This is a genomic window from Sphingobium sp. B11D3A (assembly GCF_025961695.1).
GTDB lineage: Bacteria > Pseudomonadota > Alphaproteobacteria > Sphingomonadales > Sphingomonadaceae > Sphingobium.
Genome location: NZ_JAOQOE010000001.1, coordinates 760,332 through 772,977 on the forward strand (window position 1 = coordinate 760,332; position 12,646 = coordinate 772,977).

The following is a 12,646-nucleotide window of genomic DNA, read 5'->3' on the forward strand; positions in this document are numbered from 1 at the left end:
TCCCAAAAAGCCGTCTGCGATTATGACGAAAGCGCCCTTACTTCTCAGGACGCTTCATCGAAATCTTCCAAATATTCCTGAAGGCTACGATGATCCCCAGAAAGAGGAAAACCAGCAGGAGCCAGGGCGATGTGCCGATGAACCGGTCCAGGACCCATCCAATCAGCGCGCCGCCGACAAGACCGCCGATCAGCTCCGCAAGAACCCGGTTGCCGAGGCGATAGTTCTTATCGCCGCCAACTTCCCGGTCCGCTCCGGTCCTGACCTTTTCGACTGCCTCGGCACGTTCCAACCGCTCGCTGAGCGACTTGATGCGTTCATCTTCGGCAATCGGGTCTCGCCCAGGTTCGGTCTCTGTCATCATGCCAACTCCCGTTCACGCCAAGAGACGTAAAAACCAGCGCTGCATGACGTGCCTGAGCCGCCCCCGTCAAGGCGCGGCCCGTGTAGAAAGCGTTGGCGTGCAAGTCAACACTGGTGACCGCGCCGGAGGGATCAGGCGGATTTTCGAGGAAAATTAGGCCCTCAGTGGCGCGAATCGCTCAGCGTGTGGCGGTGGCGCAATAATCCGGCAGCGCAATCGGCCCGGCGCCTTTGGTCTGCCACGGACCATTGCCGATCCGATAGATCTGCCCTTCCGAAACGCGCCCGGCCAGCGTCTGACAACCGGTCACGGCCGCCATGTCCTGTACGGTCACGCCACGCTTGGCCGCCAGATCGGTATAGGCCGCGCGGCGCTTGATGTTGAGCGCATCCACGGCGGCGCGCACATCGCTGCTGACCGAGCCGTTGACGCCCAGATAGCCGTCCGACTGCTCGCCGACCGTACCGGCCGACTTGGCGGCGCTCACCACCGCGTCCTGCGCGATGGCCGGAGCCGCTCCGACGACGCCGAGACCGAAAACTGCCGCAAGCGCTGCGGCGCGAATGCTGTGCATATATGTCATTTCGGGAAAAGCTCCGGATTGTTCTCGATGAGGTCCTTGGCGTCCTGCTGAAGGCGCACGACCACTTCCTGCTGAATCTTCACGTTGAGATTGATCTCAATCGGCTTTTCGGGCGCGCGCACCTGAATGCAGCCGCCTGCCGCTCCGGCAAGCGCCAGCCCCAAGCCCAGTCGCGTTGCGCGCGATATCCATCGTCGGTGCCTCATTTCCTGTCCCCTTCTATCCTCTTGTCGCTGTCCGCCGGCTGAACGACCACCCCGGAACCCCGCGTGAATGCTCCGCTGCCGACGGGCACAAACTGGTCGCCCAGACTGCCATTGATGAGCTTGGTCGGATCGGCAAGCCCGGTCGCAGTGTTGAGCAGCCCCCGGAAGGGCGCCTGGATCCGCACATTGAACAGGAAGGGCAGGCCAAGGAACGGTCGCGCCAGGAAGCTGCGGCGCGTTTCTTCCGTGCCCTGATTGACCCCGTTGATGCTGACCTGCGTGACAAACTCGCCATCGATGGCGCCGTCCAGCCGGATTGCGAGGCAGCGATAGCCCAAATTCTTGAGCGCATCGAAGGCCAGCCGCGCCATCGCGTTGAGCTGCGCGTTGGACACCTCACCCACGTAAGAAAGGCGTCCGGCCCGGCGCTCTGGATCGCACGGGATCGTCAGGCCCTGCGTGCTGGTGAGGTAGCGTGGCTCGTCTCCCTCTTGCCGCGCAACCAGCAGGCCGCCAACGATCCGCCCGCCATCCTTGTCGAACACCATGGGCAGCAGACCATCGAAGGTGCCCGTCGCGGAGATGTTCTCCAGCTCCAGCGTGTTGATAAAGGCGCCCGCATCCAGCCCGACGACGCGGAAGGTGAGATTGCGCGGCTGGCGTGAATCCAGCGCGAGGGGCGCGGGCATCAGCTCCAGCATACCGCCAGAGAACGGCCAGCGCCCGCCCTCGATCTCCGCCACCTCGCTGGAGAGCAATTGATAGCGTATGGTGCCGTCGCGCACCTCGATGCCCGGGTTGACGCTCTCCACCGTCACCACCTGGCCGGGTTCGGTGCGCAGGCCAAGCAGGTCCGTGAAGCGGATCGTCGTCGACAGGCCGGCGACCGGGCCGAAGGCGGCCGCGAAAGCCATGTTCTCCGTCGAGAAGGTCCCGTCGCTGGTCACCTTGTCGCCGGTCCAGCGGATCTGGCCGGCGCCGTTCACCATCCCGACCACGTTAGCGACCACGCCCAGCGAGAGCGGCGTGAGATCGTCCGGCTGAAGCGCATTGCCGAAGCGCAGGCCGTTCACGGTCAGATCGGCGCGGCCTGCGCCACGGCTGAGGTCGTGCCGGATCACCACATCGGCGACCTTGGCCTTTCGTTCCGAATGCACCAGCACACCAGTCGCCTCGATGCGATTGTCGGCCAGGGTCAGATGTACCTGCTCGCCGGCCAGCGGATTGAACCGCCGATCGGCCTGCGTGTCCGCGACGCGCAGATTGCCATCGACGGCCAGACGTCCGTCGGCGAACTGCCATTGCCCTTCCATGGCGGTGAGATCGAGCGGCACAGAGCCGATCCGGCCCCGGCCTGCCGAAATCGTCCCGGCGAGGCCACCCGCCGACCCACGTCCGCCCGTCAGGCGATCGGCAGCGAGCCGGACCGGGGCTTCGGCCGCGCCAATGCGCACGTCCGGTTGCTGGATTTCGAAGCGGCCGGTGGTGAGGCCGTAACGCGCTGCGCTTGCATCAAATGCGAAGGGATTGTCGCCCAGCCGGCCGCGCAATGCCACGTCGCGGATCGCGGCCGTGCCCTCGCCCAGCCCGCAAACCTGTAACGCCGCAGGATCGAGCACGAGGCCGGACATGCTGAGCGAAGCCCAGCGCAACGGCACGCAAGTCCCTGATAGACTAATCGCCCCGCCTGCCCCTACGCGGGCGTCGAGCGGCATCTGCAGGCCCTTGACCGCGCCGCCCGGCAAGGGGCCGTCCAGCGTCACCTGCGTCTGGACGCTGCCGCGCCCCGCGCCATCCACGGCAAAGCGCAGCGGGGTGAGCGCAAGCCGCGCCCCGCCGGCATCATAAGGCCTCAATGTGGCGGTGCCGCGCACACCGCCTTGCTCCTGCGTGGCGAACTCGATGCGGCCCTCCGGCAGATCGCCACCGGCGATGTCCAACCGTCCCGACGCGCGCAGGCCGCCGGGCCAGTCGATGCGCACCGCGCTGCCTTCCCAATTCTCGATCCGCGCGCCGCTCGCCGAGCGCAGCGCGAAGCGGTCAAGCCGAGCGTTACCTTGCGCGCCGAGCATATTGACCTGGCCCGCCAGTTCTATGTGATTGCGCCGGCCGATCGCCTCGACTGCGCGCGCAAGCTTGTTCGCGATCGGTTCCAGCGGACTGCCATCGGCCGCCGAAGCGAGGCGCGAAAGATTGATCCCGCGAGCCGGCCGGGCATTCTCGATGGTCCCGGTGCCTTGCCACGCCAGAGCGCGATTGCGGGAATCGAGCTGCACCGCGAAATTGCCGCCCAGCTTTGCCGCGTCACTTTCAAGGCCGTCGACAAGCGCGCTAACGGCGGCAAGCGAAGCGCTCCCCCGCAGGGTATCGCCTTCGCCTTTAAAGGTGATGAGCCCGGACAGTTCCTTGAACTCGCGCTTGCCCCGCCCGTCCCCCTGCTCGGCCAATGGCGCGGCAAGGCTCACCGCACCGCCCAAGGGTTCAAGGGCGAGGTTTGTGCGGATGTTGAGATCGAGCGTGGGCGCCGTCAGCCTGAGCTTCGCCGCCTCGCATCCAACACCGCTGACATGGGCAGGGCCCTTGAGGTGAATTTCGCCATTCTCGGTCGCTACGTCCACCGGTGCCCGCAGCGCCCGCAGCCTGCAATCGCCAAAGGCTAGCGCCGGGCTCGCGAGATTAAGCTGACCATTGAACCCCGACGATAACGGCCCGCTGCCATCCAGCCCCAGCTCGACCGTGTCGTTGTCGGTAACGATCCGCGCCTGTGCATCCTCGATCACCGCCGTCCAGTCGGGCAGCTTGGGATCGCCTGTGCCACCTTCCAGCAGGCGACTGACCTGACCCAAGTCCAGCGCCCCATCGGCAATCCGCCCGCGCAGCCGAACGCCGCTGGCCTCGAGCCGATCGATATAAGGCCCGGTCAGGCCCCAGGCGAGTTCGAGCTCGATGAAGCGGACCGTGAGATCGGGCGATTTCGGGTCGCCAATGACGAGATTGTCCAGCCGCTGGTGCTGCGGACCGATCCGCGTGATCTCATATCGGCCCTGTACGCCCCGCTTGGCCAGTTCCCGCGCGATGAAGCTGTCGGCAATCGGCTCGCGCGCCAGCCAGAGGCCGCCAGCGACCAGCAGCAGCGCCATTGCACTCCCGCCGGCGATCCTGCGCACGCGCTGACGGCGCCGGTGCAGCCGATCTGCCGCACCTGCCTCCAGCTCGTCATCCTCTTCGACCCAATCGGTCAGACGATCATCCCCGTCATTCCCGCTTGCCGCTCTGCCGGCTCGCGCTTAGCTACAATGTTCATGGGCGAAGGGCGATCCCGGGGCAAGAGCGAGACGAGTCATGATGGCCCCGGCCATGATGGTGCCAGTCCTGATGGTGCCAGCCATGATGGGGTGGGCCACCGTGCCCGCCTGCGCCAGCGACTCGCAACCGGACCGGATGCGCTGCTGGACCATGAACTGATCGAATATCTGCTCGCGCTCGCCCTGCCGCGCCGGGATACCAAGCCGCTGGCAAAGGCCCTGATCGCCCGCTTCGGCTCGTTGGGCGCCGTGCTCAGCGCCGATTGGGCCACGCTGATGCAGGTCGACGGCATGGGCGAGACCACGACCGCCGCGCTCAAGGCGACACAGGCCGCCGCCCTGCGGATGCTGCGCAACGAGGTGGCGGAGCGGCCGGTGCTGGCATCATGGCAGGCCCTGCTCGATTATTTGCGCGCCGACATGGCCCATCTCTCGATCGAGCGCGTGCGCGTGCTTCATCTCAACGCCCGCAACATCCTGCTGCGTGACGATCATATGGGGGACGGCTCGGTGGATGAAGCGGCCATCTATGCCCGACAGGTTGCTCGTCGCGCACTGGAGTTCGGCTCTGCGGGCGTCATCCTCGTGCACAATCATCCCAGCGGCCTGCCCGAGCCGAGCCGGCAGGACATCCTCATGACTCGCGACGTCATCGCCGCGCTTAAGCCCCTCGGCGTGACCGTCCACGATCATGTCATTGTCGCGACCGAAGGTCACCGTTCGATGCGGGCCATGGGACTGATCTGAGGTTGCGGCACGCGGACGAGGCTCTGATCAATCGGTCGACGCGCACCCATCTGCGAACGATTCGCTTCATGTCGCCGCGACCACCCACCACGAACAGCATTGATTTTTATCGCTATATCTCAGTAGCTTGAGTCATAGCCACCGCCCTCACCCGCGCGATTTGCCCGTTTCGCCGCAGCCTGCTAGGGGCAGCCCGTCTCCAATCTGTCTCATCAGGAACCCGCCCCATGGTGCCTCGTTACGCCCGCCCGCAAATGACCGCGATCTGGGAGCCGGAAGCGCGCTTCCGCATCTGGTTCGAGATCGAGGCTCATGCGACCGAAGCGTTGGCCGAACTGGGCGTGGTGCCCAAGAGCGCCGCCAAGGCGCTGTGGGACTGGTGGGCGACCAATCCCTCCATCGACGTGCCCGCCATCGATGCCATTGAGGCCGTGACCAAGCATGACGTGATCGCCTTCCTGACGTGGGTCGCCGAGCAGGTCGGCGATGAAGCCCGCTTCATGCACCAAGGCATGACCAGCTCGGACGTGCTGGACACCTGCCTCAACGTGCAACTTGCCCGCGCGGCCGATCTGCTGATCGCCGATCTCGATGCGCTGCTGGAGGCGATCAAGCGCCGCGCGTTCGAGCACAAGCTGACGCCGACCATCGGCCGCAGCCACGGCATCCACGCCGAGCCGGTGACCTTCGGTCTCAAGATGGCGGAAGCCTATGCCGAGTTCTCCCGTTGCAAGGCGCGCCTGATCGCGGCCCGTGAAGACGTCGCCACCTGCGCGATCTCCGGCGCGGTCGGCACCTTCGCCAATATCGATCCCAAGGTAGAAGAGCATGTCGCGGCCAAGCTCGGCCTCACGGTCGAGCCGGTCAGCACGCAGGTCATCCCGCGCGATCGCCACGCCATGTTCTTCTCGACGCTGGCCGTGATCGCGGGCTCCATTGAGCGGCTCTCCGTCGAAGTGCGCCATTTGCAGCGCACCGAGGTGCTGGAAGCCGAGGAATATTTCTCGCCGGGCCAGAAGGGCTCGTCGGCGATGCCGCACAAGCGCAACCCGGTGCTCACCGAGAATCTGACCGGCCTGGCCCGCATGGTGCGCGCTTATGCCCTGCCCGCGCTCGAGAATGTCGCGCTGTGGCATGAGCGGGACATCTCCCACTCCTCGGTCGAGCGCTTCATCGGCCCGGACGCCACGATCACGCTCGACTTCGCCCTCGGTCGACTCACCGGCGTGATCGACAAGCTGCTCGTCTACCCCGAGCGGATGATGAAGAACATGAACCGGATGGGCGGCCTCATCCACTCGCAGCGCGTGCTGCTCGCCCTCACCCAGGCGGGTGTGAGCCGCGAGGACAGCTATGCGATGGTCCAGCGCAACGCCATGCAGGTGTGGCAGTCGGACGGCGCGCAATCGCTACTCGATCTGCTCAAGGCCGACCCGGCCGTTTCCGCGCATCTCTCCGGTCCGCAGCTCGAGGCACTGTTCGACCTCGACTATCATCTGAAGCATGTCGACACGATCTTCACGCGGGTGTTCGGAACCGCTGGCTGACACGCCCGTTCCGGAAGCTCCCATGTCCGCAGGGAGGCGTTGAACTGCGCCCCTAGGCAAGCCGTCGCGGGGCGCTTATGGTCAGGCTCTACGGACCAAGCAGAGGAAGAGAAGCCATGCAGTTCCTCCGGACAGCCTTCTGGGTCGTACTGGCGATCATCATCGTCATTTTCAGCTTCGCCAACTGGACCCCCGTGATGATCAATCTGTGGGGCGGTCTCCAGCTTGAAACCAAGCTGCCGGTTCTCGTGATCGTCGCATTTCTCGCCGGTTCGCTGCCCTTCTGGGCGCTGCATAAGGCCACCAAATATCGGATGCGCCGGCGGCTCGATAGCGCCGAGCGTGCCCTCGCGGCTTCTGCGCCGGCGGCGACGGCGCCAGTGGTTCACACCCAGGACCACCCCGCGCCAACCGCCACGCCCGATCACATCACCCCAGCGGGATTCGACCCCGCACCGCCCGTTCGCACGATCGATGTGCGGGTGGACGACGATCTCAAACCGGCAGGCAGAACCGACACTCCATGACCAGCATCATCTATATCGCCATCGACACGCCGTCCCTGCCCCATGCGCAGGAGTTGGTTCAGAAGGTCCGCAACCATGTCGGCGGCATCAAGCTGGGGCTGGAATTCTTCTGCGCCAATGGCCACCATGGCGTGCATGAGATGCGCAAGTTCGGCCTGCCGATCTTTCTCGACCTGAAGCTGCACGACATTCCGAACACGGTCGCCAAGGCGGTTCAGGCCCTGCACGCGCTCGAACCGTCGATCCTCACCGTCCATGCCTCTGGCGGACGGGCGATGCTGGAAGACGCCAAGGCTGCGGCCGGGGTCCACACCAAGGTCGTCGCCGTGACGACGCTCACGAGCCTTGACCAGACCGATCTGGAGGAAACCGGCGTCCACGGCGGTACGCAGGAACAGGTCGAGCGGCTGACGCTGCTCGCCAAGGAGGCCGGTCTCGACGGCATCGTCTGCTCCGGCAATGAGGTCGCCCGCGCGCGCAAGCTGTGGCCGGCCGGCTTCTTTGTCGTGCCCGGCGTGCGCCCGAGCGGCGCCAGCAAGGGCGACCAGAAGCGCGCGGTCACGCCGCGTGAAGCGGTGGATGCCGGCGCCTCGCTGCTGGTCATTGGCCGCCCGATCACTCAGGCGCCCGAGCCTGATATGGCGGCGCGCGAAATCGAGGCGACGCTTTAGGCGACAGACGACATACTCCCCTCCTCTTCAGAGGAGGGGCCAAGGGGTGGTGGCGATGCGCAGCATCGCTCTACCGGTGAACAACCGCGAGGTTGCTGCACCACCCAACCCCTCCTCTGAAGAGGAGGGGCTAAATCCGGCCCTGAATACTTCGCGTAATTCAACAGCGGGATGTGCTTGGGCAGCACGGCCATCGTCGCCCACGACTCCGGCGTAGATTTGGCCCTTTGCCCGAGCCGCGTTCCACGGCAAATACGCAAAACCTCGTATCAACAGCAGCGAGCCGCAGGCCGATCACTGGCTTCGCGACGAGGTGCTGCACAGGTTGGTGCGAGTCGGGTCAATGCCCGGTTCGCCCACCATGGCTCCCCTCACGCAAAGGGGTGACATGGGATATAACCACATATGACAGACACTAACGCGCTGCGCATGAGCAAGCGTGATCTGCTGGCGCTCATTGGAACCACGGCAGGCGCATCGGCGATGTACATGGCGATGTCGAGCCTCGGCCAGGCTCAGGCCTCGACGTTCAAGGGACCGATCAAGCTGGAGGGCGGCGCGAAGGGCGCGAGCGTGCTCATTCTGGGCGCCGGCGTCGCGGGGATGACCGCCGCGCTGGAGCTGAGCCGCGCCGGCTACAAGGTTCAGGTGCTGGAGTATAACGACCGCGTGGGCGGCCGCTCCTGGACGCTCAAGGGCGGCGATACCTACACTGAACTCGGCGGCGCGACGCAGAAGTGCGACTTCGCGCCCGGCAACTACATCAATCCCGGCCCGTGGCGCATTCCATGGCACCACCATGGCATCATGCATTATTGCCGCGAACTGGGCGTGGCCCTCGAGCCGTTCATGCAGGTCAACTATAACGCCTATGTCCACTCGACCAAGGCGTTCGGCGGCGCCCCGCAGCGCTACCGGCATGTGCAGGCGGACTTCTACGGCCATGTCAGCGAATTGCTCGCCAAGGCCGTCAACAAGAATGCCCTGGCGGATACGCTCAGCAAGGAGGATGGCGACATCCTGCTGGAATCCCTGCGAAGCTGGGGCGCGCTCGACAAGGATATGCGCTATGTGAAGGGCCGCGAGTCCAGCAACCGCCGTGGCTGGGAGAAGCAGCCAGGCGGCGGCCTGACTGCCGAGCCCATCCCCTCCGAGCCGATGACCGCCGAAACGGTGCTCCGCTCACGCCTGTGGCGCTCGATTGGGGGCAACCTCACCTGGGATCATGAGTTCGCCATCTTCCAGCCGGTTGGCGGCATGGAAATGGTCGCCAAGGGCTTTGAGCGGGCGGTCGGCCATCTGGTTCGCCTCAACAGCAAGGTCACGGCGATCAAGCAGGGCGCGAAAGGCGTCACGGTCGATTATGTCGACACCAAATCCGGTGCCACTGCGCAGGCCAAGGCTGACTGGTGCATCTGCACGATCCCGCTGCCCATCCTCGCGCAGATCGACATGAATGTCGGCCCCAAGCTGGCTGGGGCGATCCGTGCCGTGCCCTACTCGACCAGCGTCAAGGTCGGGCTGGAATTCAAGCGGCGCTTCTGGGAGCAGGACGACCAGATCTATGGCGGCATCACCACCACGGATCTGCCGATCTCGCAGATCAGCTACCCCAGCAGCAATTATGGCGCCAGCGGCCCGGGCGTGCTTCTGGGCGCTTATACCGGCGGCTCGACAGGGTTCGAACTGACCGCGCTGCCGCCGGAAGAGCGGGTCAAGCGCGCGCTTGAATGGGGCGCGCAGATCCATCCGCAATATAAGGCCGAGTTCATGAACGGCGTGGCCGTCGGCTGGCACCGGGTGCCCTGGGTGCTCGGCTGCTTCGGGCAGTGGACGGAGGAAGCGCGCGCCGAGCACTACCGGAATATGTGCGAATTCGACGGGCGGATCGTCCTGGCGGGCGAGCATACCTCCTATATCGGCGGATGGCAGGAAGGCGGCATCACCTCCGCCATCGATGCGATCACGCGGCTCCATCAACGTGTCACCGCGAGCTAATATCATGAAGATCAGCACATTGGCCTTTGGCCTCGCCGCCGGCATTCTCACCGGCTCGGTTTCCGTCGCACTCGCGCAGGATGCTGCCCAGCCACGCCAGGGCGATCCCGCCGCTCTGGTCGCCCAGCAAGGGGATGCCGACGGAGCGTTCGTGATGCCGGGGCGGTTCAGCGAACCCGACGGCGAAAAATTGTACCGGAGGGTCTGTGCCGCCTGCCACATGCCGGACGCAGCCGGCGCAACGGGCGCTGGCAAATATCCCGCGCTCGCCAACAACCCCAATCTCGCCGCCAGTGGCTATCCTATGCTGGTGACGCTCAAGGGCCTGAACGGCATGCCGCCGGTGGGGGAGATGATGACGGACCAACAGGTCGCCAATGTGGTGAACTATGTCCGCACGCATTTCGGCAATCATTATGAGGATGCGATCACCGCCGATGACGTCAAGGCGATGCGCTGAGCCGGTGCAGGCCTCGCCCCTTAACGGCGGGGCTTGCGCGTCGGCGCGTGGAAGTCCGCCGGCTTGCCGGCGACCCAGCGCAGAAACGCGGCGAGCGCGGGATCGCCGCGCAACGCCGCCTGATCGCGCCCCATGCGCGCCAGCTGGCCATTGCTGAAATGCGCGTGGATCGCGCGATGGCAGATCGGGTGCAGCGGCACCGTCTCTCGGCCGCCCTTGGCCTTGGGCACGGGATGATGCCATTCGATGCATGCGCCCAATGGCCGCTCGCACAGCCAGCATGAATCAGGCGTGCGCTCCAACGCGTCGCTCAGCGCGCCAGCTTTTCCGCCCGCACCCGCCACGCGTCGGCGAGGACGCGGGTCTCGGCCAATTGTGCGACGCCTGCCGGATCGGCCTTATGTCCGCCTGCGATCAGCAGGTTGAACACCCGCGCAATCGGCCAGTCTTCCAAGGGGCGCTCCAGCAGGATCATCGCATCGCCCGCCTTGGCCTCACCCTGCTCGATCACGCGCAGATAGAGTCCGCAATGGCCGCTCGCGATGGCCTGACCCAGCACGTCTTTGCGGCCGAAGCGCGCGTTGAGCTTGGCGCAGGGCTGGCGGCCGTGGCTGATCTCCAGCACAGCGCTGCCCAGCGCGAACCGGTCTCCCAAGCACAGATTGGCTTCGGTGGCCCCGCGCGTCGCGAGATTTTCGCCGAACGCACCCGGTGCGTCGAGCAGCGGATGATCGTCCAGCACGCCGCGCCACCAGGCATAATGCTCGTGCGGCACGAGATGGACGGCCTTGTCATGCCCGCCATGACGAAGGGGGTCGGCGACGCTATCGCCCTCCAGCCCCAGCCAGCCGATCCGGACAGGCCCGCGCACCGCGCGTTTGCCCATGGCGCTCATCACGCCCGGCGCCAGCAAGGCGGGCGCGCCGACCAGCAGCGCATCGACGGAAAGGGAAAGCAAGGGTTCGTCCATGTCCTGTCATGGCACGACACCGATGAGTCGCGCCAGTGCAACAACGGACGGACAAGTTCCTGCCGATCGTGCGGCGGCACTTTGACCGCGCGGCCCGCCTCGCTATAGGGCCTCGATGCTCCCCAGCGACCTCCGCATTGCCCTGTTCAGCGGCAACTATAATTACGTCCGCGATGGCGCCAATCAGGCTCTCAACAATCTGATGGCCTCTGCGCTCGCGAGCGGCGCCAGCGTGCGTGTCTATTCGCCCACCATCGATCCGCCGGCGTTCGAGCCGGCTGGCGAGCTGGTGTCGGTGCCGAGCTGGTCCATGCCGGGCGGCCGGGGCGAATATCGGCTCGCCAAGGGGCTTTCAGCGCAGACTCGGGCGGACCTTGCGGCTTACGCCCCCAATATCGTCCACGTCTCAGCGCCGGACATTCTGGGGCATCGCGCATCGAGTTGGGCGCGGCGGGAGGGCATTCCCTGTGTCGCCTCCCTGCACACCCGCTTTGAAACCTATCCGCGCTATTATGGCCTTGGCTTCATCGAGCCGTTGCTGGTGCGCCTGCAGACCCGCTTCTACAATCGCGTCGATCAGGTGATGGTGCCGAGCGGCAGCATGGCGACGCTGCTGCGCGAATGGGGCGTGACGACGCCGATCGGCATCTGGTCGCGCGGCATCGATCATGCCCGGTTCAACCCGCAGCGGCGGGACAATGGCTGGAGGCGCTCGCTCGGCATCGCCGATGACGAGATCGCCATCGGGTTCTTGGGGCGGCTTGTTCTGGAAAAGGGCCTGGGCGTCTTTGCCGATGTGATCGCGGCGCTCAAGGCGCGCGGCGTTCGCCACCGGGTGCTGGTGATCGGTGAAGGACCCGCGCGCCAGTGGTTTGCCGAGCGGGTGCCGGAGGCGGTGTTTGCGGGTTTTCAGGGCGGCGACGATCTCGGTCGGGCGGCCGCCTGCATGGATATCTTCTTCATGCCCTCGGTCACCGAGACTTTTGGCAATGTGACGACCGAAGCCATGGCGGCGGGCGTGCCGGTGGTCGCTGCCCGCGCCACAGGCGCGATTGATCTGGTCGCGGACGGTGAGACCGGCTTCCTCGTTCCGCCGCGCGACGTGCAGGCTTATGCCGACGCCATCCAGCGTCTCATCGAAGATCCTGCCTTGCGCGCAACGGCGGGGCAAGCCGGGCATCTGCGGGTGCAGGATTACAAATGGGATCAGGTGAACGCCGCGATGATCGAAACATATTGCGGCTTGGCGAAACGCCGGGCCGGCTGAG

At 65.6% G+C, this 12,646-nt stretch carries 13 protein-coding genes; 7 read left to right on the forward strand and 6 right to left on the reverse strand.

Annotation, left to right across the window (positions count from 1 at the left end; genetic code table 11):
• Positions 1–37: 37 nt before the first annotated feature.
• From M2332_RS03655 to M2332_RS03670, 4 genes are all read right to left on the reverse strand, one after another.
• Positions 38–361, reverse strand: a complete 324-nt coding sequence (locus M2332_RS03655) for an AtpZ/AtpI family protein (protein WP_181559878.1) — start codon at positions 359–361, stop codon at positions 38–40.
• Positions 362–542: 181 nt separating this feature from the next.
• Complete coding sequence (locus M2332_RS03660) at positions 543–938, reverse strand: YdbL family protein (protein ID WP_413715168.1); 396 nt, start codon at positions 936–938, stop codon at positions 543–545.
• 5 nt (positions 939–943) lie between these two features.
• Positions 944–1,153: a YnbE family lipoprotein gene (locus M2332_RS03665; RefSeq protein ID WP_264570578.1), complete on the reverse strand. Its 210-nt coding sequence runs from the start codon at positions 1,151–1,153 to the stop codon at positions 944–946.
• Positions 1,150–4,293 (reverse strand): YdbH domain-containing protein, encoded by a 3,144-nt coding sequence (locus M2332_RS03670; protein ID WP_264573016.1) that lies wholly within the window; start codon positions 4,291–4,293, stop codon positions 1,150–1,152. Before M2332_RS03670 ends, M2332_RS03665 begins: the two co-directional genes overlap by 4 nt.
• Before the next feature lie 162 nt (positions 4,294–4,455).
• On the opposite strand from M2332_RS03670, the gene radC reads away from it, so the two are divergent.
• The 6 genes from radC (at position 4,456) to M2332_RS03700 (ending at position 10,408) form a co-directional block, all read left to right on the forward strand.
• Positions 4,456–5,205 carry a RadC family protein gene (gene radC / locus M2332_RS03675; RefSeq protein WP_413715976.1) on the forward strand — a complete coding sequence of 250 codons (750 nt, stop codon included), beginning with the start codon at positions 4,456–4,458 and terminating at the stop codon, positions 5,203–5,205.
• Positions 5,206–5,432: 227 nt separating this feature from the next.
• On the forward strand, positions 5,433–6,752 hold the full coding sequence (gene purB / locus M2332_RS03680; RefSeq protein WP_264573018.1) for an adenylosuccinate lyase: 1,320 nt from the start codon (positions 5,433–5,435) through the stop codon (positions 6,750–6,752).
• A gap of 116 nt (positions 6,753–6,868) precedes the next feature.
• Positions 6,869–7,279 (forward strand): LapA family protein, encoded by a 411-nt coding sequence (locus M2332_RS03685; RefSeq protein ID WP_181559884.1) that lies wholly within the window; start codon positions 6,869–6,871, stop codon positions 7,277–7,279.
• Entirely contained in the window at positions 7,276–7,950 is a 675-nt protein-coding gene (gene pyrF, locus M2332_RS03690; protein WP_181559885.1) for an orotidine-5'-phosphate decarboxylase, read from the forward strand. Before M2332_RS03685 ends, pyrF begins: the two co-directional genes overlap by 4 nt.
• Before the next feature lie 405 nt (positions 7,951–8,355).
• Positions 8,356–9,948 (forward strand): NAD(P)/FAD-dependent oxidoreductase, encoded by a 1,593-nt coding sequence (locus tag M2332_RS03695; RefSeq protein WP_264573019.1) that lies wholly within the window; start codon positions 8,356–8,358, stop codon positions 9,946–9,948.
• 4 nt (positions 9,949–9,952) lie between these two features.
• Positions 9,953–10,408 carry a c-type cytochrome gene (locus M2332_RS03700; protein WP_264573020.1) on the forward strand — a complete coding sequence of 152 codons (456 nt, stop codon included), beginning with the start codon at positions 9,953–9,955 and terminating at the stop codon, positions 10,406–10,408.
• Between the two features lie 20 nt (positions 10,409–10,428).
• Here M2332_RS03700 and M2332_RS03705 read toward each other — a convergent pair whose 3' ends face one another.
• On the reverse strand, positions 10,429–10,710 hold the full coding sequence (locus tag M2332_RS03705) for an HNH endonuclease (protein ID WP_413715939.1): 282 nt from the start codon (positions 10,708–10,710) through the stop codon (positions 10,429–10,431).
• An 8-nt stretch (positions 10,711–10,718) separates the two neighbouring features.
• Positions 10,719–11,378, reverse strand: a complete 660-nt coding sequence (locus M2332_RS03710; RefSeq protein WP_264573021.1) for an MOSC domain-containing protein — start codon at positions 11,376–11,378, stop codon at positions 10,719–10,721.
• Between the two features lie 115 nt (positions 11,379–11,493).
• Between M2332_RS03710 and M2332_RS03715 the strand changes: the two genes are divergently transcribed.
• Positions 11,494–12,645 (forward strand): glycosyltransferase family 4 protein, encoded by a 1,152-nt coding sequence (locus M2332_RS03715; protein ID WP_264573022.1) that lies wholly within the window; start codon positions 11,494–11,496, stop codon positions 12,643–12,645.
• Position 12,646: the final 1 nt, after the last annotated feature.